Raw genomic sequence first — 19293 nt, 5'->3', positions numbered from 1 at the left:
CTGCCACTGCACGCATTCGGCCGCAGGGGCAGCCTCCCACAGGGAAAAAGGCACTGGCTGAATTTCTTGTGGGAGTGAGCCCCTGCTCGCGAATATTTGCACTGCCACTGCACGCATTCGGCCGCAGGGGCGGCCTCCCACAGAACAAAAACACCTTCAGCAGCACCAATGACAACGGGCCCCGAAGGGCCCGTTGTGGTCTGCAAGGCAGCTGATTACTTCAAAGCCTTGAAGCGCACGCGCTTGGGCTTGGCACCTTCTTCGCCCAGACGGCGTTTCTTGTCGGCTTCGTATTCTTGGTAGTTGCCGTCAAAGAACACCCACTGGCTGTCGCCTTCGGCGGCCAGGATGTGGGTGGCAATGCGGTCCAGGAACCAGCGATCGTGGCTGATGACCATGATGGAGCCCGCGAATTCCAGCAGCGCATCTTCCAAAGCGCGCAAGGTTTCCACGTCCAAGTCGTTCGAGGGTTCGTCCAGCAGCAACACATTGCCGCCTTCGATCAGGGTCTTGGCCAAGTGCAAACGGCCGCGCTCACCGCCCGACAACATGCCGACCTTCTTTTGCTGGTCGCCGCCGTTGAAGTTGAAGCGGCCGCAATACGCGCGGCTGGCCATCTGGAACTTGCCGACGTTGATGATGTCCAGGCCGCCCGAGACGTCTTCCCACACGGTTTTGTTGTTGTCCAGGTCGTCACGGTTCTGGTCCACAAAGGCCATGCGCACGGTCTGACCGATGGTGACTTCACCGCTGTCGGGCTGCTCTTTGCCCGCGATCAGCTTGAACAGGGTCGACTTACCGGCACCGTTGGGGCCGATGATGCCGACGATGGCACCCGCTGGCACCTTGAAGCTCAGGTTGTCGATCAGCAAACGGTCGCCAAAGGACTTGCTGACGTTCTTGAACTCGAACACTTCATTGCCCAAACGCTCGGCCACAGGGATGAAGATCTCCTGGGTTTCGTTGCGCTTTTGGTATTCGTGGTCCGACAGCTCCTCAAAGCGGGCCAGACGGGCTTTGCTCTTGGCTTGACGGCCCTTGGGGTTGGCGCGTGCCCACTCCAGTTCTTTCTTCATGGCCTTGGAACGGGCATCTTCGGTGCGCTGCTCGGTCGCCAAACGGGCGTCTTTTTGCTCCAGCCAGCTGGAGTAGTTGCCCTTGTACGGAATGCCGGAGCCCCGGTCCAATTCCAAAATCCACTCGGCGGCGTTGTCCAAAAAGTAGCGGTCGTGGGTGATGGCCACCACGGTGCCCGAGAAACGCTGCAAGAACAGCTCCAGCCAGTCCACCGATTCGGCGTCCAAGTGGTTGGTCGGCTCATCGAGCAGCAACATGTCGGGGCGTGACAGCAGCAAACGGCACAAGGCCACGCGGCGTTTTTCACCACCGGAGAGCTTGCCGATGATGGCGTCCCAAGCGGGCAAGCGCAGCGCGTCGGCTGCGATTTCGAGCTGGTGCTCAGAAGCGTCGCCTGCGGTGGAGATGATGGCTTCGAGTTGGGCCTGCTCGGCGGCCAGGGCGTCAAAGTCGGCGTCTTCTTCGGCGTAGGCGGCGTACACCTCTTCGAGGCGGGCCTGCGCGGCCTTGACTTCGCCCATGCCGCTTTCAACGGCTTCGCGCACGGTCTGCTCGGGGTCCATCACGGGCTCTTGGGGCAGATAACCGATTTTCAGGCCCGCCATCGGGATGGCTTCGCCTTCGATTTCCTTGTCGATGCCCGCCATGATCTTGAGCAAGGTGGACTTGCCAGAACCGTTGGTGCCCAGCACGCCGATCTTGGCGCCGGGGAAGAAAGACAGCGAAATGTCTTTGAGAATATGACGTTTGGGCGGCACGATCTTGCCAACCCGGTTCATCGAAAATACGTATTGAGCCATGTGTAAACCTGAATAAAAAAGGGCAAAGACCCATCACCCCAAGGGTGTCAGCTCTGCACCGCAGCCCTCTATATGGGCGCAATTGCGGTGTATGCAACCCGGCATTATCCCAGCTTGCCGGGCTTTAAAGAGAAAAATCAGACCGAACGCTCGGTCAACTTGCCCGAACGGCTGGAAAACTGCACCTGGCTGTTCATGGCTTCAAGCTGCACTCGGGCGCTGCGCGTGCCATACACCTCGTCGCGCAACCAAGCACATTCGGCGTCCAGCAGATCGTCTGAAGCCAAACTGCACCACCAGACCCGGCCTTCACCGTCCCAGCGGTAACCGCGTGACTTGAGCTTGTCTTTCGCCTCAAAAGGCGCGCCCGTGGCCCGCAGCTTGTAGCGGGTCTGCCCTGCCCCGGCCAAAAGGCGTGACAAACCGGTTTGGCCATCGGCCAAGGGCGAAGCCAACACCTGCAAAAGCGCATGGCAATCGACCTGAGCCCGGTGCGCGTCGTAAAACCAGCCGCGCTCGGATGCCAAAAACTCCAGCTTGGCCGAGCCACTGCCCTCTTTCTTCCAGTCGATGCCCTGAAAAGAACAGCCCCAAGCCTTGCCCGCAAACACCGGCCAGCGGCCTTCAACAAACGGCCGGTCAAACCCGGCGTTGTGCGCCACGACCAAATCGGCCTGTTCCACCAAAGCGGTCACGGCGGCATCGTCGATGCGCAGCCCCTGCACCATGCTGTCATCGATGCCCGTGATCTCGGTGATCTGAGGCGGAATCGGCTTGCCCGGGTCTTCAAACGACTCGTAAATGGTCACCGGCCCCACCGGCAAACCCGTGGCGCTGTCCACCAACACCGACAACATGGCCAGCTCGATGACTTTTTCGCTCTTGCTGTCCAGCCCGGTGGTCTCGGTGTCCAGCACGATCACGCGCTGGGTGGGCTGGCCATGCAGGCCGCCGTAGTCGGCCACTGGCTGCAAACGGCGCAAAACCCGAAAATCAGGGTGCTGCGCCAGGGTTTGGGCCATGGCTTCGTGTTCGGAAGCAGGGGCTGCAGGGGGGACTGGTGCGCTCAAGGCTTCAGGCGCAGCGGGTGCGGGAGCAGCAACGGGCACAGGCGCGGCTGATGTGTCCGCGGCGGCTGGCGCAGGCACTTTGGCAGGCTTGGCCGGTTTGGCGGGCTTGTCTGAGCCCCCGGCTTCAAAGCCGAAAAAACTCAGTTGATCGGTTTTGTTCATAAGCCGAGATTAAACCGCGTCTTCCAGGTCCTCAGACACGCCATCCAACAAGAATGAGGATGCCCGGACACCGCTTCAGTCCAGCTTGATCCCCAAGTCCACAGCCAGCTTGATCCAGACGGGCACTTCGCCCTCCCAGTCTTTGCGGGTGCCCGCGAGGTTTTTGGGCTTGTTGGGGATGGCGAAGGTGTCGCGCAGCTTGGCGGCTTTGTCGGTGTTGGACCAGGCCACGGCTTCGTCGGCTAGGAGTTTGAGCACGGCTTCGGGCGTTCCGGCCGGGGCCACCAGGGGCAAGCCGCCTTCCAGTGTGACGAGCTTGGCGGTATCGCCCTGCTCCATCAAGGTGGGCACATTGGGCAGTTTGGGGGAACGGTAGCTGCCAGTCACGCCAATCGGGCGCACGCCCCGGCTGGCCACGGCATTGAACGCCAGGTAGCTGCCGACAGCAATTTGCGATTGGCCCGAAGCCACGTCGAGCCACATGGGCGCCTCACCCCTGTAATGCACCGACTGGATTTTGGTGCCGTGGATGCGGTTGGTCTGGTCGGCCACCATGTGCGGGTAAGAGCCTGGGGCATAAGTGCCCATGGAGGTCGGGTTCTTTTTGGCCCAAGCCACAAATTCGGCCATGTTGTTGGCGGGAATTTTGTCGTTGATGCCCACCACCAGCGGGCCCGAGGGGAAGACGGTGACCGGCGTCAGGTCTTTATCGAGGTTGTAAGGCAGCTTGGAATACAAGATGCGGTTTTGCCAAAAGGTGCCCGAGGTGCTCATGACCAGGGTGTAACCGTCGGCGGGCGATTTGGCGGCCGCATCAATGCCGATGATGGCCCCGGCACCAGGCTTGTTGTCGATGACCACGGGCACGCCCAGCTTGGTGGCCAGGTGGTCGCCGTAGCTGCGGGCCAAAGCATCGGTCAAACCACCGGGCGGGAAAGCCACAATGATCCGGATGGGTTTGGCGGGCCATTTGGTTTGCGCCCAGGCACTGACCAGCGGGCCACTGGCGGCCACGGTGGTGGCGGCCAAAGCAGCAGTTTGCAAAAAGGAACGGCGATCGGAAAAAGGCTTCATGGTCATGCGCGTGAGCGGTTTGTAGATGCCGTGCAGTCTAGGGGTGCCATGCCTTTTGGGCATTGGGGTTTGAACCCATGGCCTGACCTGTGGGGGACATCTGCAGGGCTTTTTCTGCTTTGTGCGACAATGCGTTCCGTTGTGGCCTCCAGTTGCCGCAACATCAGCACTTCTGCTGGGGCCTGACCCAGGCAACGCTCAAAACAAGCGCCTGCGGTTTCCATGCCCACCTTAAGACCTATCGGCCAACACTGGTAACTGCCAACAGCAGTTGAATGAGCCGATACCCGCGCCGGACATGGCGCTCTGTAAAAATGAACTTTGAAGAATTGAATCTGGCCCCGGCCATCATGCAAGCCGTGCGCGAGCTCGGTTACGAAAACCCCACGCCCATTCAGGCCCAAGCCATTCCCGCCGTTCTGGCCGGACAAGACTTGTTGGCAGGTGCCCAAACCGGCACCGGCAAAACCGCCGCCTTCACGCTGCCTTTGTTGCACAAGCTGAGCTTGAGTGAGCCGGGCAAAAACCGCTTTGGCGGCAAAGCCATCCGCGCTTTGGTGCTCACCCCCACACGCGAATTGGCCGCACAGGTCGAAGAGTCGGTGCGCGACTACGGCAAATACCTGCAGCTCGACTCCACCGTGATCTTTGGCGGTGTGGGCATGAACCCGCAAATCAGCAAGATCAAAAAAGGCGTGGACATTCTGGTGGCCACACCGGGCCGTTTGCTCGACTTGCAAGGCCAGGGCTTCCTGGACTTGTCCAGCATCGAAATTTTGGTGCTCGACGAAGCCGACCGCATGCTGGACATGGGCTTCATCCACGACGTGAAAAAAGTGCTGGCCTTGGTGCCCAAGGAAAAGCAGAGCCTGCTGTTCTCGGCCACCTTCAGTGACGAGATCCGCGAACTGGCGGGCAACCTGCTCAAGAACCCGCAAAGCATCCAGGTCACGCCCAGCAACACCACGGTGCAGCGCATCACGCAAGTGATCCACCCCGTGGGCCGCAACAAGAAAAAAGACGTGCTGCTGCACATCATCCAAAAGCACGACTGGAGCCAGGTGCTGGTGTTCACCCGCACCAAGTTTGGCGCCAACAATGTGGCCGACTTCCTGACCAAAAACGGCGTGAAGGCCATGGCCTTGCACGGCAACAAGAGCCAGACCGCCCGCACACAGGCCTTGGCCGGCTTCAAGAGCGGCGAGATCCGGGCTTTGGTGGCCACCGACATTGCAGCGCGCGGCATCGACATCGAAGACTTGCCGCACGTCGTGAACTTTGAAATCCCGAACGTGTCCGAAGACTACGTGCACCGCATTGGCCGCACAGGCCGTGCGGGTGCCAGCGGCGAGGCCGTGAGCCTGGTGTGTCTGGACGAAGAAGGCTTCATGATGGACATCGAGCGCTTCACCAAGCAAGAGATTCCAGTGCAACTGCTCGAAGGCTTTGGCCCCGACGCAGGCGAAGTGGCCGAGCCCATCGCCATGGGTCGCCAGACCTTGTGGGGCGGTGCAGGCAAGCCGCCAAGCCGCGATGTGATGGCTGCGGCGGCCAAGGCTGCGCGCCAGGACATGATGCAACGCATCCGTGACAACAAGGTCGCGGTGGGCGGTGGTAACGGTGGTGGTGGCGGCGGTCCCCGTCAAGCCCGTGGCGAAGGTCAGGGCCCGGCCCGTCCATCGCGCAATGGTCCTCCTCCATCACGCCGCAATGGCCCACAAGGCGCTCCGCGCTTTGAAGGCCAGGGCGATGGCCGCCGCGAAGGTGGCAACCGTGACGGCGGTCGCGGCCAAGAGCAACGTGGCGACCCGCGTTTTGACAACCGTGGTGATGGCCAAGGCCGTCCCGCACCGCGTGGTCCACGTCCTGAAGGCCGTGGTCCTGCACGCGGAGGTCAAGGTGGTGGCCAAGGCGGTCAAGACCGCCGTCGCAACGACGGTGATGAGCTGCCACGCCACATCGACCCCTTGAAGACCACGCAGTTTGCGCGTCTGGATTTGCCTAACCGCAACCCCGTGCGCTCCAGCGGCCAGCCTGACCCCACCCGCACCAGCATCGACAGCCTGGCCAGCGGCAACCGCCGCCGAGGCGGTGGCGGCGGTGGTGGTTATGGCGGCGGGAACGGTGGCGGCAATGGCGGCGGTGGCAACCGCGGCTTTGGCGGTGGCGGTGGCCGTGGCTTTGGTCGCTGATCAGCGCCCTGCCCCCCAATGAATAGAGCCCGCTGATGCGGGCTCTTTTTTTGCGTGCCGTTTTTTGTGCGGTCAGTCACGCACAAACAAGGTCACCAGCGGGTCGGGGCCGACCTGGCGGCTCCAATGGCCGTGCACGGTGGCGTCAAACGTGGCCCCTTCGGGCAGGGTGTCGGCCGAATAGAAAAATTCGCCCGGGCCAAAAATACGCGAACTGCCGTCTTGCAAAAAGATCTCCATCTGACCGCCCAGCACAAACAGCCATTGCGGGTTGCCCGAGCAATGGAACGTGCTTCGAAAACCCACCGGGCTCTGGCGCAATTGGCAAGCTGCCGCAGGCATCAGGGCCGACAACTGGCTTTGGGGCGTGCCTTCGGTCAAGGGCACAAACTCGTCTCGAAAGCGTGCGCGGCCATCGGTGTCGGTGAACAGAATGACTTTTTTCAGCTGGGTCATGGCCGTGTGTCTCGTGAAAAGATGAAAGCCTGATTGTCGCCGAGCTGTCGCGCAGCCAGAAAACCGGACAGCGCTTCTGGCATAGTGACGCGCAGTTCAAGCCCCACCACAACAACCTATCCGAGACAACATGAGCACTTCTCCCCTGAAAATCGTTTTCCACGGCCAGAACGCCGCCAACTTCCGTCAGGGTTTTGAGCAGCTCGTCGCCCCCGAACACCAGATCCTCGACCTGAGCGATGCGCTCGACCAGCCAGGCGAGCGCGCCCATTACGAAAGCGCCGATGTGGTGATCGGCATCAAACTCAACGACAGCATGCCTGTCCCGCTCAAGGCCCGGCTGTTTCATGCCCCGGCGGCCGGCACCGACGCGGTCAACACGGCCTTGCTGCCTGCGTCATGCACGCTGGCCAACTGCTTTGGCCACGAAAACGCCATCGCCGAATACGTGATCGCCGCCCTGCTCATGCGCCATGTGCCACTGGCCAAGGCCGACCATGACTTGCGCCAGCAACGTTGGACCTACTGGGCAGGCCGCCCCACCGCCTTGCGCACCGAACTGGGCGCGCAAACGATTGGCCTGCTGGGTTTCGGGCACATCGCCCAGACCGTGGCCCAACGCGCCAAAGCCATGGGCATGCGGGTGCATGTGGCCAACCGCAGCCCCATCAGCCACCCGGTGGTGGACCAAAGCTGGACACTCGATGCACTGCACGATTTCATGGGTTCGGCCGATGCGGTGGTGGTCAGCTTGCCTTTGACCGACAACACGCTGGGTCTGGTCGATGCGAAGGCCATCTCCGCCATGCGGCCCGATGCGGTGCTGATGAACGTGGGCCGGGGTGCGGTGATCGATGAAAAAGCGCTTTACGACGCGCTGGCCTCACGCCAGATCGGCGGCGCGGTCATCGACACCTGGTACCAGTACCCCACGCCCACACAAGCCGAATGCGCGCCGTCGCAATACGACTTTGCGGCGCTCGACAATGTGCTGATGACCCCCCACATGTCGGGTTGGACCTCGGGCACGGTGCACCGACGTCAAGAAACTTTGGCCGACAACATTGCTCGCCTGAGCCGTGGCGAAGCATTGATCAACGTATTGCACGGCCCCGCCTGAACAAGCCTTCGCGAGCAGGGGCTCGCTCCTACAGGGTCAGCTGCTGAGCCAAACGCGATTTGGTTTCTTGTAGGAGGCTGCCCCTGCGGCCGAATCTCTGAACCCGGCTTTGCGAGTGGGGGCTCGCTCCCACAGCGTCAGCTGCTTTGGCGCTGGACGATTTCAAAGCCCAAATCAAGCTGGGGCCGTTCGGGCTCCTCGCCCCTCATGAGCGTCAGCAGCATTTGCGCTGCGGCCTCGCCGATCCGGGCGCGAGGGGTGCGCACCGTGGTCAGCGGGGGCAGCATCTGGTCGCTGCCCGTCAGGTCATTAAAGCCCGCAATGGCCACCTGGCTTGGCACCGCAATACCCAGACGCAAAGCGGCCATCAAGGCCCCTTGCGCCAAGTCGTCGTTGCAAAAAAAGATGGCATCCACGGCTGGACGCTGCTGCATGATTTGCTCAAACAGCACACCCCCCAAAGCCAAGGACGAGGGTGCGGGGTTGAGGAACTCCAGGGTGGGCTCGTACAGCCCCGCTTCGTGCAATGCGCTGCGCCAGCCATAAAGACGCTGCATCACACGCGGGTCCAGTTGCGCTGCGGCAAACGCAATCCGCTTGCGACCGCTTGACAGCAAATGCCGCGTCATGGCGGCGCCCGCCTCGGTTTGCTGAAAACCGACACAGTAAGGCGCTTCGGCAAGGGTGCTGGGGGGTAAATCCATCAGGTACACGCACGGCACCAGGCTGCTGTCCATGAGTTTGCGCGTGACCGCGTTGTGCTCCAGGCCCGTCACCAGCAAGCCTGCCGGGCGATGCAGCAATTGCTCACGCAACAATTGCTCTTCTTCGCTGGCGTCATAGTGGGTCACACCCATCAGGGTCTGGAACCCGGCTGCACGCAAGGTTTTTTGTGCCGCATCCAGAAGGTCGACAAACAAGGCATTCGACAGCAGCGGGATCAAAATGGCCACATGGTTGCTGCGTTGCGAGGCCAGCGCACGGGCGGCGGGGTCGGGCACATAACCGAGCTTGCTGGAGACCGCCTGGACACGCTCAATCAAGGCCGGGTCGACAGCACGCTCTCCCCGTAAGGCCCGCGACACCGTGCTGGGACTGACGCCTGCGGCTTGAGCCACATCACTCAAGGTAATGCGGCCTGTGGCGCGGTGGCTTTTGACGGCCTTTGGGGGTGGCGAAACAGCGTTGGGCAAGGGTTAATCCGGAGGTAAAGTCAATTCAGCTGCCGATAGGATAGCGCTATCCCAAAGTTTTGAACGAAAATTTTGACGATTCGTGGAAAACCCTGATGTCGTCTGAAAAATGAAAATTTCCGTTTGCCATTTTTTTTGAACATTCTGGACAGCGCTGTCCAAGCCCTATTTTGACTGGAGTGATTGACGTGTCCAAACCCGATGTACTGGCTGTGGCCAAGCTCCATCCCTTTTACCAACAGGCGCTGGAATCGGTCTACACCGTGCACGACCGCACCCACATCACCGACCCTGCGGCATTCGCCGCCCTGGCCCCGCGCATCGTGGGCGTGGCCGGTACGGGCGAGGCCAGCGTGCCACGCAGCCTGCTGGCGCAAGTGACGAACGCCAAAGTGGTGTCGGTCTTTGGCGTGGGCTATGACGGCGTCGACGTGGGCGCAGCCATCGAGCACGGCATTCCCGTCACGCACACACCCGATGTGCTGACCGACGATGTGGCCGATCTGGCCATGGGTTTGGTGCTGTCGGTGGGCCGCACCATCCCGCAAGCAGACCAATTTGTGCGTGCTGGCCAGTGGCCCTCAGGCCCAATGACATTGGGCCGCAAAGTCTCGGGTGCCCGTCTGGGCATTGTGGGCTTGGGACGCATCGGCAAGGCCATTGCCCGGCGCGCCAGTGGTTTCGGCATGTCGATCGCTTACACCGCTCGCACCGAAAAAACCGATTCGGGTTTCAAGTTCTTTCCAACGCCTGCTGAACTGGCGGCGAATGTGGACTTTCTGGTCGTCATCACCCCCGGCGGAGCAGGCACCAAACACCTGATCAACGCCGAGGTGCTCAAGGCCCTGGGCGCTCGCGGCTTTTTGATCAACGTGGCGCGTGGCAGCGTGGTCGATGAACAAGCGCTGATCGAAGCCCTGCAAAACGGCACCATCGCAGGCGCAGGCCTCGACGTATTTGCCAACGAGCCGAATGTGCCCGAAGTGCTGTGGGGCATGCGCAACGTGGTGCTGACACCGCACATGGCCAGCGCCACCACCGAGACACGCCAAGCCATGGCCGATCTGGCTTTTGCCAACATGCAGGCCGGCACATCGGGCCAGCCCTTGCGCACGCCCGTGCCCGAGTGCGCAGCCCTGGTGAAGTGAATCGCCCCCCCATGCCTCAAACCGATATGAGCCATTCGCCTTTGCGCCTCATCGTCATGGGTGTGTCCGGTTGCGGCAAATCGACCATGGCTGCCGCTTTGGGCGAACGACTGGGTCTGGACATGGTGGACGGCGACGACCTGCACGCGCCCGAGAGCGTGGCCAAGATGCGCTCGGGCATTGCACTGGACGATGCTGACCGCTGGCCCTGGCTGGACCGCATTGGCGAATACCTGTCGCAGCCACACGCGCAAGGCCGCGTGGTGGCCTGCTCGGCGCTCAAGCGCGCTTACCGTGACCGCATCCGGGAACAAGCGGGCGATGTGTGTTTTGTCTTCCTCGACGGCGACTTTGACCTGATTCAAAAACGCATGCACCAGCGCGTGGGCCACTACATGCAGCCCGGCTTGCTGGACAGCCAGTTCCGCGCCCTCGAAAAACCCCAGGCCGACGAGACCGATGTCATCCGCCTGCCCATCACCGAACCTGTGCAGGACATGGTCGCGCAGGCGCTGGCCGCCTTGCATGCAAGAACGTCTTTGCGTCTGCACCCGTCCCTCTGATTTTTTAGAAAGCCCCCGCATGTTCATCCGCTGTGCATTCTTCCAAGGCAACGTCAAACCCGGCATGGAAGACGCGTTCAACCGCTACATCCGCGAAAAACTCGTGCCCCTGTGGACCCGCTTCCCGGGCGCGCAAGAAGTGCGCGTGTTGCGCCAAGTGGAGAGCGATGTGGCCGACCCGCACTTTGGCATGGTGCTGTCGGTGCGCTACCCGACCCGCGAATCGATCGAGATCGCCCTGGCCTCGGCCGTGCGCCTAGAAAGCCGCGAAGTGTCCAAAGACCTGATCGCCATGTTCGATGGCACCGTGTTTCACACCGTCTTCAGCGCCGACGAATACGCGCTGCCCACCGATTGATTTTTTTCGACAGACCTTTTCAACCAGGAGACAAAACCATGAAACTTTCCCGCATCCTTCTCGCTTGCATGATCGCCGCCACAGGCTCTGCCGCCATGGCCGCCAAGTTCAACCTGAAAATGGGCCACGCCGTCAACGCCACGGACGGCCAACACGCTGCCGCGCTGAAGCTGGCCGAACTGGTCAAGCAACGCACCAACGGCGATGTCGAAATCACCGTCTATCCTGCCAACCAGCTGGGCAATGACGGCGCGATGATCAACGGCGTGCGCGGCGGCACGATCGACATCGTGTCCAGCGGTGCCTCCAACTACAACGGCATCGTGCCCAACACGGCCGCAATGGAATTGCCCTTTGTGTTCCGCAACGCCCAGCACGCCTACACCGTGCTCGACGGCGCTGTCGGCACTGGCGTTCTGAACGAGCTGTCACCTCACGGCATGAAAGGCCTGGCTTACTGGGAAAACGGCTGGCGCGCTTTCACCAACAACAAGCGCCCCATCACCAAACCGGATGACGTCAAAGGCCTGAAGATCCGTTCCACAGGCAATCCGTACCACATCCAGGCCTTCAAGCTGTTGGGCATGAACCCCTCGCCCATGCCCATCGCTGAGCTGTACACCGCACTGGAGACCGGCACCTTTGACGCACAAGAACACCCGATCAACGTGACTTGGTCGTCCAAGTTCTACGAAGTTCAAAAGCACCTCACGGTGAGCAACCACATCTACTCCCCGCTGATCGTGGCCATGAACAAAGGCAAATTTGACAGCCTGCCTGCCAACTACCAGAAGATCGTGGTCGACTCCGCACGCGAAGCCGCCACTTACCAGCGCAACCTGAACGCGCAAAACGCGGGCAAGGTGGTGTCTGAACTCAAGAAGTCGGGCATGCAAGTGATAGAGACCGTGGACATGGCCCCGTTCCAGAAAATCGTTTCGGCTGAAATCGCCAAGTCATTCGGCGAGAAAAACGGCCCGGCCTTGCTGAAAGCCATCGAAGACACCAAGTAATTTGGCGTCGTCTGCGTCTGCGCCCCCTCATTTGAGGGGGCATTTTTGCGATGAAATCATGAAAAAACTCAACGACCTCTTTTTCAAGCTGGCAGAAATCACCCTGGTCATCATGCTGTCTGCCATGGTGGTGATGGTGTTTGGCAACGTGGTGCTGCGTTACCTGTTCAACGACGGCATCATCAGTTCGGAAGAGCTGTCGCGTTTTTTGTTCATCTGGATCACCTTTCTCGGCGCGATTGTCACCATGCGTGACAACGCCCACCTGGGTCTTGACTCGGTGGTGCGCATGCTGAGCCTGCGCGGTAAAAAAACCGCGTTTGCCCTGTCCAACCTGCTGATGTTGGGCTGCTGCGCACTGATGTTTTACGGCACCTTCAAACAGCATGGCATCAATGCCACCACACGTTCACCCGTGACGGAAATCCCCATGAGCTGGGTGTACGGCGTGGGTTATATCGCCAGCATCGCCATGAGCCTGATGATCATCGGCAAACTGGTGCGCCTGGCCAAAGGCGAATTCAACGAAGCCGACCTGATTCAGGTGCAAGACTCTGAAGAAGAAGCCTCGCCCCACATGCATGGAGAAGCCAAATGACCGTATTTGTTTTTGTGGCTTCGCTGTTGGCAGCCATGGCCTTGGGCATGCCCTTGGCATTTTCACTGGTGGTGTCGGGTGTCGCCCTGATGCTGCACATGGACAACTTTGACACGCAGATCGTGTCCCAAAACCTGATCAACGGTGCGGACAACTTCCCGCTGATGGCCGTGCCCTTTTTCATGCTGGCCGGTGAGTTGATGAACGCGGGCGGCATGAGTCGACGCATCGTCAACTCGGCGCTGGTGTGGGTGGGTCACTTTCAGGGGGGTCTGGGTTATGTGGCGGTGTTTGCGGCCATCATCATGGCGAGTCTGTCGGGTTCGGCTGTGGCCGACACGGCAGCACTGGCCGCCGTGCTGATGCCCATGATGCGTGACGCCGGTTACCGCATGGACCGCTCGGCTGGCTTGATTGCCGCTGGCGGCATCATCGCCCCGGTCATTCCGCCTTCGATCGGGTTCATCCTGTTTGGCGTGATCGGTGGCGTGTCGATCTCCAAACTGTTCATGGCGGGCATCTTTCCAGGCATCCTGATGGGCGTGGCTTTGATCATCACCTGGTGGATCGTGGCCCGCAAGGACAACGTGAAGGTCAGCCCCCGCGTGCCGCTGAAAGAAAAAATCCGCGTCACCGTGGACGCCTTCTGGTCTTATTTGCTGGCGATCACCATCATCGGCGGCATGAAGATGGGCATCTTCACACCGACCGAAGCAGCTGTTGTCGCTGTGGTGTATTCGCTGTTCGTCGGTCTGTTCATCTACCGCGAAGTCAAATTCAAAGACCTGTACGGCATCATCCTGGCAGCTGCCAAAACTTCTTCGGTCGTGATGTTCCTGGTGGCAGCAGCCCTGGTCAGTGCCTGGTTGATCACTGTGGCCAACATCCCGGCACAGATTGTGGACCTGCTCAGCCCCTTCATGGGCAACCCCACCCTGATGATGATCATGCTGATGCTGATGGTGTTGGTGGTCGGCACTGCACTCGACTTTGCACCGACTGTGCTGATCCTCACACCTGTGCTGATGCCCCTGGTCAAGCAGGCGGGCATTGACCCGGTCTACTTCGGTGTGATGTTCATCATCAACAACGCTATTGGCCTGTTGACGCCGCCTGTGGGCACCGTGCTCAACGTGGTGTGTGGTGTGGGTCGTATTCCCATGCACGAAGTCATCAAGGGGGTCATGCCCTTCCTGATTTCCCAAGTGGTGGTGATGGGCCTGCTGATTGCGTTCCCAGAGCTGGTGATGATGCCCCTCAAATGGATGATGGCGCGATGAATGTTCTGGACACTTTTCAACTCCAGGGCCGCCGCGCCCTGATCACTGGTTCTTCTGCAGGCATTGGTCTCGCACTGGCCGAGGCGCTGGCGCAAGCTGGTGCCCACGTCATCCTGAACGGCCGCACCGCCAGCAAAGTCACCGCGGCACAACAGGCACTGCAAGCGCAAGGCTTGTCGGCCAGCAGCGCCGTGTTTGACGTGACCGATGCCGACAGCGTGCGCAAAGCGGTAGACCAAATCGAAGCCGAAGGGCCCATCGACATTCTGGTCAACAACGCGGGCATGCAAATCCGGGGACCCTTGCACGAGTACCAGGATGCCGACTGGCACACCATCATGAAGACCAACCTGGACAGCGTGTACTTCGTGGGCCAGGCGGTCGCCAAAAAGATGATTCCGCGTAGGCGCGGCAAGATCATCAACATCTGCTCGGTGCAAAGCGAGCTGGGTCGCCCCGGCATTGCCCCTTACACCGCCACCAAAGGCGCAGTGAAGATGCTGACCAAGGGCATGGCGATTGACTGGGGCCAGTTCGGCATCAACGTCAACGGCATCGGCCCGGGTTATTTCAAGACCGAACTCAACCAGAAACTGGTCGATGACCCGACCTTCAGCAGTTGGCTGGTGGGTCGCACGCCCAGCCGCCGTTGGGGCGATGTGGAAGACCTGGGCGGTGCAGCGGTCTTTTTGGCCTCAGACGCCTCGCGTTTCGTGAACGGCCATATCCTTTACGTCGATGGTGGCGTGACCGCCACACTCTAAAATTCATTCCACACTTTTCAAAGAAACCGCCATGAAATCCGTTGTCTGCCACTCGGCCAAAGACCTGCGCGTTGAGAACACCGAACTGCCCGCCTTGGGCGAACACCAGCTGCGTGTGAATGTGGCCTTTGGCGGCATTTGCGGCTCTGACCTGCATTACTACCAGCATGGCGGCTTTGGCACGGTGCGCATCAAGCAGCCCATCGCTTTGGGCCACGAAATTTCGGGCATTGTGGACGGATTAGGCGCTGCGGTCACCGGCATCCAAAAAGGCCAGCGCATCGCCATCTCGCCTTCACGCCCTTGCGGCCACTGCCGCTTTTGCCAGGCGGGCCAACACAACCATTGTTTGAACATGCGCTTTTACGGCAGCGCCATGCCCTTCCCGCACATCCAAGGGGCGTTCAGCGAACAACTCATCATCGAGGGCTATCAAGCCCACCCGATCGCCGACCACCTGAACCTGTCTGAAGCCGCTTTGGCAGAACCTTTGTCGGTGGGCCTGCATGCCATTCAGCGCGCTGGCAGCGTGCTGGGCAAGCAGGTGTTGGTGACCGGTTGCGGACCGATTGGCTCCCTCTTGATCGGTGCCTTGCGCCGCGCCGGTGCAGCCCGCATCGTGGCCGCCGACATTGCCGATTTGCCTTTGAAATGCGCCAAGGAAATGGGTGCAGACGAGATCATCAACCTCAAGACCCAAGCCGAAGCTCTCGACAAATACAAAGTGGACAAGGGCCAGTTCGATGCCGTGTTCGAAGCCTCGGGCAGCGAAGCCGCTTTGCGTGTGGGCCTGGACACCATTGCACCTCGCGGTGTGCTGATCACCGTGGGCATGGGTGGCGACATCAGTCTGCCCATGACACAGATCGTGGCCAAAGAAGTGGACATGCGTGGCACCTTCCGCTTCCATGCCGAATTTGCCACCGCCGTGCGCTTCTTGAACGAAGGCCTGGTCAACGGCAAACCCGTGATCACCGGCATCTTGCCCGTGGACCGCGCCATCGAAGCCTTTGATCTGGCAGCCGACAAGAGCCAATCGCTGAAAGTGCAAATTTCTTTTGCCGAAGCCGTGGCTTGATTTACCCCATTTCAAACAAGGAATTTTTCATGAAAAAAGTGGCTCTTGTCACAGGCGCCAGTTCGGGCATTGGCCAAGCCTGCGCACTCGGTTTGCTCCAAGAAGGCTGGCATGTGGTGCTGGTGGGACGCCGTGCGGATGCGTTGCAAGAAACCATCGCCAAAGCGGGGGCCAACGCCGCCAATGGCGTGGCCATGCCCGCCGATGTGTCCAGCGAAGAACAGGTCAAAGCCCTGTTCGACCAAGTGCGCGCGCAGTTTGGTCGCCTCGATTTGCTGTTCAACAACGCGGGCATCTCGCTGCCCACCACCTTGCCAGGCGACATCACGGGTGACGACTGGCGCCGCATGGTGGACGTCAACCTCAACGGCGCATTCTATTGCCTGTCCCATGCCTTCAAGCTGATGCAAGAGCAAAGCCCGCAAGGCGGTCGCATCATCAACAACGGTTCCATCTCTGCCCATGTGCCACGCTACGGGTCCATTGCCTACACCGCCACCAAACACGCCATTTCGGGCCTGACCCGTGCCGCTTCGCTGGACGGCCGCGCCTTCAGCATTGCCGTTGGTCAAATCGACATCGGCAACGTGGCCTCGGACATGACTGAAAAAATGGCCAAGGGCGTGCCCCAGGCCGATGGCACCATCAAGGCGGAACCGCGCATGGACATGTCGGCCGTGGTCGACACTTTCTTGACCATGTCCCGCTTGCCTTTGTCGGCCAACATCTTGTTCACCACGGTGATGGCCACCAACATGCCGTTTGTGGGTCGGGGTTAAGCCAAGCCTATGCAGAAGATGGACATCGGCCTGGTGGGCCTGGGCGTCATGGGTGAAAACCTGGCGCTCAATCTGGAGCGCAACGGTTTTTCCGTCAGTGGTTTTGACCTGGATGCAGCCAAGCGCCAAAGCTTTGGGCAGCGCACGCAGGGCCTGAATGCGCAAGCGGTCCAGTCGCTGGCCGAACTGGTCAGCAGCTTGCAACAACCGCGCTGTGTGTGGCTGATGGTGCCTGCGGGCACCGCCGTTGATGCGGTGCTGACCGAGCTGCGCCCCTTGCTGGGTGCCGGTGACGTGGTCATGGACGGCGGCAACACCCTCTACACCGACACGCAGCGCCGCATTCAGGCGCTGGATGGCTCGGGCATTCACTACGTGGGCGCAGGCGTCAGCGGCGGCGAAGAAGGCGCACTGCGCGGCCCGGCCCTCATGCCCGGCGGTGCGGCGCCTGCCTGGCCACGCTTGAAACCCATGCTGCAAGCCATTGCCGCCAAAACCGGCGATGGCCAGCCCTGTTGCGAGTGGATGGGCCCTGGCGGCTCTGGCCACTTCGTGAAAATGGTGCACAACGGCATTGAATACGCCGACATGCAGACGATCTGCGAAGCTTATTGGCTGATGCACAACCTGCTGGACATGAGCCCTGCGGAGATGAGTGCCGTGTTCCGTGAGTGGAACCAGGGCGAGCTGGGCAGCTACCTGATGGACATCACGGCCGACATCCTGGCGCACACCGACCCGGAAACGGGCGACGCACTTGTTAACCTGATCCTCGATACCGCTGAACAAAAAGGCACAGGCAAATGGGCCAGTCAGGTCGCACTCGACCTGGGGGTGACCGCGCCGACAATCGCCAACGCCGTGTTTGCCCGCACCATCAGTGCCTTGCAGCCCGAACGCGTGAAAGCCTCCAAAGTACTGGCGGGACCGGTTGCCTTGAACGCTGGCGACCAGCAAACGGTGCTTGGCAACATTCAGAAAGCCTTGTTGGCCGCCAAAATTTGCGCTTATGCCCAGGGTTTCAGCTTGCTCAAAGCAGCAGACAAAGAACACCAATGGGCACTGCCCATGGGCACCGTGGCGTCTGTCTGGCGTGCGGGCTGCATCATCCGGGCGCAGCTGCTTGCAGACATCACACGCGCATACGAACGGTCACCCCATTTGGACAACCTGCTGATGGACACGCACTTTGCTGGCGTGATGGCTCGCTGCCAACAAGACCTTCGGGAAGTGGTGGCCATGGGGGCCTTGCACGGTGTGGCTGTGCCATCGTTCATGAGCGCCTTGAGCTATTACGACGCTTACCGCTCGGCCCGCTTGCCCGCCAACTTGTTGCAGGCCCAACGGGATTACTTCGGGGCCCACACTTACCAACGGGTGGATCGTCCAGGAAAATTCCACACGCGGTGGATCGACTGACCGGTCTCGGCATGTGCCGCTCACAAAAAACCCCGCCAAGGCTTGCGTCCTGACGGGGTTTTTTGATGGCGCCACCCGCAGGTGGACATCGCCGGATTCACTTGCGTGTGCGGAACTTCTTGAGTTCACCGTAAAAAGACTGCACAAACTCGGCACCAATCGCTTCGCTGTTTTTATCAATGACTGGCTGAACCGCTGCGCGGATTTTGTCGAGTTCTGCTGTGGGCATTTCGGTCATGCTCATGCCTTTGGCTTTCAACTGGTTCACCACGTCAGCGGCATCGCTCAATTCCGCTTTGCGCTGGAGTGCACGCGTGTCTTCGGCCACTTTCTGCACCGCAGCTTGTTGATCGGCGCTCAGACTGGCCCACCATTTGGAAGAGGCCAACAGTGCGACAGGGGTGTAGACGTGGTTGGTGATGGTCAGGTATTTTTGAACCTCAAACATCTTGTTGGCGTACATGTCCACCACAGGGTGCTCATAGCCATCCAACGCCTTGCTCTCCAATGCAGGATAGACCTCTGTGAAGGCCATGGGCACGGCATTCATGCCCATGGCGTTGAAACTGGCCAAGGCCATGGGGCTTTGCATCACACGGACTTTGAGCCCTTTCATTTCGGCCATCGTCTGTAGCGGGCGCTTGCTATTGGACATGTTGCGAAATGCCCCGCCTGCCCAGACCAGACCGTGCATGTTCATGTCGCTCAATCCGTCCAGCATCTTTCGGCCTACAGGGCCATCCAGCACATAGGCCGCTTCGGCATCGCTGCCAAAAATGAACGGAAAGTCAAAAATCTGCATTTCTTTTTTACGGGCCGCAATGGGTGCCAAAGCCCCCATGTACAAGTCCTGCACACCGCTTTGTGTGGCAATCAGCATCTTGTCTTCGGAACCCAACGTCGAGTTGCCAAACACCTCGATGACCACCTTGCCGTTGGTGGCTTTGGACACGGCGGCTGCAAACTGCTTCATGGCGGCCGCACGCGGGTGCGCGTCATTGAAGGAGTGACCCAGCTTGGCTTTCTTGACCTCTTGCGCTTGCGCCATCGACAAGCCACCAGCGAGCAGCGCAACGCCCGCCAGCGCGATCAGGGTTTTCGACAAGTGTCGGCGTGAATTGAAAATCATGGTGCACTCCGGTTAGGTTG

The 19293-nt window shown here is 60.4% G+C and carries 18 protein-coding genes; 12 read left to right on the top strand and 6 right to left on the bottom strand.

Translation table 11 applies throughout. From position 1 onward, the window contains the following. Positions 1-215: 215 nt before the first annotated feature. The 3 genes from ettA to ACZ5VE_RS04405 all read right to left on the bottom strand — a co-directional run bounded on the left by ettA (position 216) and on the right by ACZ5VE_RS04405 (position 4183). Positions 216-1877, bottom strand: coding sequence for an energy-dependent translational throttle protein EttA (ettA, locus tag ACZ5VE_RS04415; protein WP_464448872.1), 1662 nt, complete (start codon positions 1875-1877; stop codon positions 216-218). Between the two features lie 137 nt (positions 1878-2014). Further along, on the bottom strand, positions 2015-3109 hold the full coding sequence (locus ACZ5VE_RS04410) for a 3'-5' exonuclease (RefSeq protein ID WP_464456838.1): 1095 nt from the start codon (positions 3107-3109) through the stop codon (positions 2015-2017). Between the two features lie 75 nt (positions 3110-3184). After that, positions 3185-4183 (bottom strand): Bug family tripartite tricarboxylate transporter substrate binding protein, encoded by a 999-nt coding sequence (locus ACZ5VE_RS04405; RefSeq protein ID WP_464456837.1) that lies wholly within the window; start codon positions 4181-4183, stop codon positions 3185-3187. A 314-nt stretch (positions 4184-4497) separates the two neighbouring features. Between ACZ5VE_RS04405 and ACZ5VE_RS04400 the strand changes: the two genes are divergently transcribed. Further along, positions 4498-6375 (top strand): DEAD/DEAH box helicase, encoded by a 1878-nt coding sequence (locus tag ACZ5VE_RS04400; RefSeq protein ID WP_464456836.1) that lies wholly within the window; start codon positions 4498-4500, stop codon positions 6373-6375. Positions 6376-6447: 72 nt separating this feature from the next. On the opposite strand, the gene ACZ5VE_RS04395 is transcribed toward ACZ5VE_RS04400, so the two are convergent. Beyond that, positions 6448-6831 carry a cupin domain-containing protein gene (locus tag ACZ5VE_RS04395; RefSeq protein WP_464456835.1) on the bottom strand — a complete coding sequence of 128 codons (384 nt, stop codon included), beginning with the start codon at positions 6829-6831 and terminating at the stop codon, positions 6448-6450. Between the two features lie 130 nt (positions 6832-6961). On the opposite strand from ACZ5VE_RS04395, the gene ACZ5VE_RS04390 reads away from it, so the two are divergent. Beyond that, the gene (locus tag ACZ5VE_RS04390; RefSeq protein ID WP_464456834.1) at positions 6962-7951 is read left to right on the top strand and encodes a 2-hydroxyacid dehydrogenase; all 990 of its coding nucleotides are present in this window, start codon (positions 6962-6964) and stop codon (positions 7949-7951) included. Positions 7952-8088: 137 nt separating this feature from the next. On the opposite strand, the gene gntR is transcribed toward ACZ5VE_RS04390, so the two are convergent. Beyond that, positions 8089-9144 carry an HTH-type transcriptional regulator GntR gene (gene gntR / locus ACZ5VE_RS04385; RefSeq protein WP_464456833.1) on the bottom strand — a complete coding sequence of 352 codons (1056 nt, stop codon included), beginning with the start codon at positions 9142-9144 and terminating at the stop codon, positions 8089-8091. 188 nt (positions 9145-9332) lie between these two features. Here gntR and ACZ5VE_RS04380 point away from each other — a divergent pair, with 188 nt between their 5' ends. The 10 genes from ACZ5VE_RS04380 to gndA are packed head-to-tail and all read left to right on the top strand — an operon-like array spanning position 9333 to position 18144. Then, the gene (locus ACZ5VE_RS04380; RefSeq protein WP_464456832.1) at positions 9333-10292 is read left to right on the top strand and encodes a 2-hydroxyacid dehydrogenase; all 960 of its coding nucleotides are present in this window, start codon (positions 9333-9335) and stop codon (positions 10290-10292) included. An 11-nt stretch (positions 10293-10303) separates the two neighbouring features. Beyond that, entirely contained in the window at positions 10304-10855 is a 552-nt protein-coding gene (locus ACZ5VE_RS04375) for a gluconokinase (protein WP_464456831.1), read from the top strand. 19 nt (positions 10856-10874) lie between these two features. Further along, positions 10875-11213: a hypothetical protein gene (locus ACZ5VE_RS04370; protein WP_464456830.1), complete on the top strand. Its 339-nt coding sequence runs from the start codon at positions 10875-10877 to the stop codon at positions 11211-11213. A 38-nt stretch (positions 11214-11251) separates the two neighbouring features. Next, positions 11252-12226, top strand: coding sequence for a TRAP transporter substrate-binding protein (locus ACZ5VE_RS04365; RefSeq protein WP_464456829.1), 975 nt, complete (start codon positions 11252-11254; stop codon positions 12224-12226). A gap of 58 nt (positions 12227-12284) precedes the next feature. Beyond that, a complete protein-coding gene (locus ACZ5VE_RS04360) occupies positions 12285-12824 on the top strand; it encodes a TRAP transporter small permease (protein ID WP_464456828.1) in 540 nt (179 codons plus the stop codon). Next, on the top strand, positions 12821-14104 hold the full coding sequence (locus tag ACZ5VE_RS04355; protein ID WP_464456827.1) for a TRAP transporter large permease: 1284 nt from the start codon (positions 12821-12823) through the stop codon (positions 14102-14104). The genes ACZ5VE_RS04360 and ACZ5VE_RS04355 overlap by 4 nt, the downstream gene beginning before the upstream one ends. Then, positions 14101-14868: an SDR family oxidoreductase gene (locus tag ACZ5VE_RS04350; RefSeq protein ID WP_464456826.1), complete on the top strand. Its 768-nt coding sequence runs from the start codon at positions 14101-14103 to the stop codon at positions 14866-14868. The genes ACZ5VE_RS04355 and ACZ5VE_RS04350 overlap by 4 nt, the downstream gene beginning before the upstream one ends. A gap of 31 nt (positions 14869-14899) precedes the next feature. Next, positions 14900-15946, top strand: coding sequence for an L-idonate 5-dehydrogenase (locus ACZ5VE_RS04345; protein ID WP_464456825.1), 1047 nt, complete (start codon positions 14900-14902; stop codon positions 15944-15946). Positions 15947-15975: 29 nt separating this feature from the next. Further along, complete coding sequence (locus ACZ5VE_RS04340) at positions 15976-16725, top strand: SDR family oxidoreductase (RefSeq protein ID WP_464456824.1); 750 nt, start codon at positions 15976-15978, stop codon at positions 16723-16725. A gap of 9 nt (positions 16726-16734) precedes the next feature. Next, positions 16735-18144 (top strand): NADP-dependent phosphogluconate dehydrogenase, encoded by a 1410-nt coding sequence (gndA, locus tag ACZ5VE_RS04335; protein WP_464456823.1) that lies wholly within the window; start codon positions 16735-16737, stop codon positions 18142-18144. A gap of 97 nt (positions 18145-18241) precedes the next feature. Here the strand turns inward: gndA and ACZ5VE_RS04330 are convergent, their stop codons facing one another. Continuing rightward, positions 18242-19273 carry a DctP family TRAP transporter solute-binding subunit gene (locus ACZ5VE_RS04330; protein WP_464456822.1) on the bottom strand — a complete coding sequence of 344 codons (1032 nt, stop codon included), beginning with the start codon at positions 19271-19273 and terminating at the stop codon, positions 18242-18244. Positions 19274-19293: the final 20 nt, after the last annotated feature.

The sequence above is a fragment of the Limnohabitans sp. INBF003 genome, assembly GCF_055396645.1.
Note: the sequence above shows the minus strand (reverse complement) of the source record. Positions and strands in the feature narration are given on the sequence as shown.

Bases quoted from the DNA above. Each gene is read 5' to 3' on its own strand.
- gndA (WP_464456823.1), top strand. From the start codon at position 16,735: ATGCAGAAGATGGACATCGGCCTGGTGGGCCTGGGCGTCATGGGTGAA.
- ACZ5VE_RS04340 (WP_464456824.1), top strand. From the start codon at position 15,976: ATGAAAAAAGTGGCTCTTGTCACAGGCGCCAGTTCGGGCATTGGCCAA.
- ACZ5VE_RS04395 (WP_464456835.1), bottom strand. From the start codon at position 6,831: ATGACCCAGCTGAAAAAAGTCATTCTGTTCACCGACACCGATGGCCGC.
- ACZ5VE_RS04390 (WP_464456834.1), top strand. From the start codon at position 6,962: ATGAGCACTTCTCCCCTGAAAATCGTTTTCCACGGCCAGAACGCCGCC.
- ACZ5VE_RS04350 (WP_464456826.1), top strand. From the start codon at position 14,101: ATGAATGTTCTGGACACTTTTCAACTCCAGGGCCGCCGCGCCCTGATC.
- ACZ5VE_RS04405 (WP_464456837.1), bottom strand. From the start codon at position 4,183: ATGAAGCCTTTTTCCGATCGCCGTTCCTTTTTGCAAACTGCTGCTTTG.
- ACZ5VE_RS04345 (WP_464456825.1), top strand. From the start codon at position 14,900: ATGAAATCCGTTGTCTGCCACTCGGCCAAAGACCTGCGCGTTGAGAAC.
- ACZ5VE_RS04410 (WP_464456838.1), bottom strand. From the start codon at position 3,109: ATGAACAAAACCGATCAACTGAGTTTTTTCGGCTTTGAAGCCGGGGGC.
- ACZ5VE_RS04360 (WP_464456828.1), top strand. From the start codon at position 12,285: ATGAAAAAACTCAACGACCTCTTTTTCAAGCTGGCAGAAATCACCCTG.
- ACZ5VE_RS04330 (WP_464456822.1), bottom strand. From the start codon at position 19,273: ATGATTTTCAATTCACGCCGACACTTGTCGAAAACCCTGATCGCGCTG.
- ACZ5VE_RS04375 (WP_464456831.1), top strand. From the start codon at position 10,304: ATGCCTCAAACCGATATGAGCCATTCGCCTTTGCGCCTCATCGTCATG.
- ettA (WP_464448872.1), bottom strand. From the start codon at position 1,877: ATGGCTCAATACGTATTTTCGATGAACCGGGTTGGCAAGATCGTGCCG.
- ACZ5VE_RS04355 (WP_464456827.1), top strand. From the start codon at position 12,821: ATGACCGTATTTGTTTTTGTGGCTTCGCTGTTGGCAGCCATGGCCTTG.
- ACZ5VE_RS04400 (WP_464456836.1), top strand. From the start codon at position 4,498: ATGAACTTTGAAGAATTGAATCTGGCCCCGGCCATCATGCAAGCCGTG.
- ACZ5VE_RS04370 (WP_464456830.1), top strand. From the start codon at position 10,875: ATGTTCATCCGCTGTGCATTCTTCCAAGGCAACGTCAAACCCGGCATG.
- ACZ5VE_RS04365 (WP_464456829.1), top strand. From the start codon at position 11,252: ATGAAACTTTCCCGCATCCTTCTCGCTTGCATGATCGCCGCCACAGGC.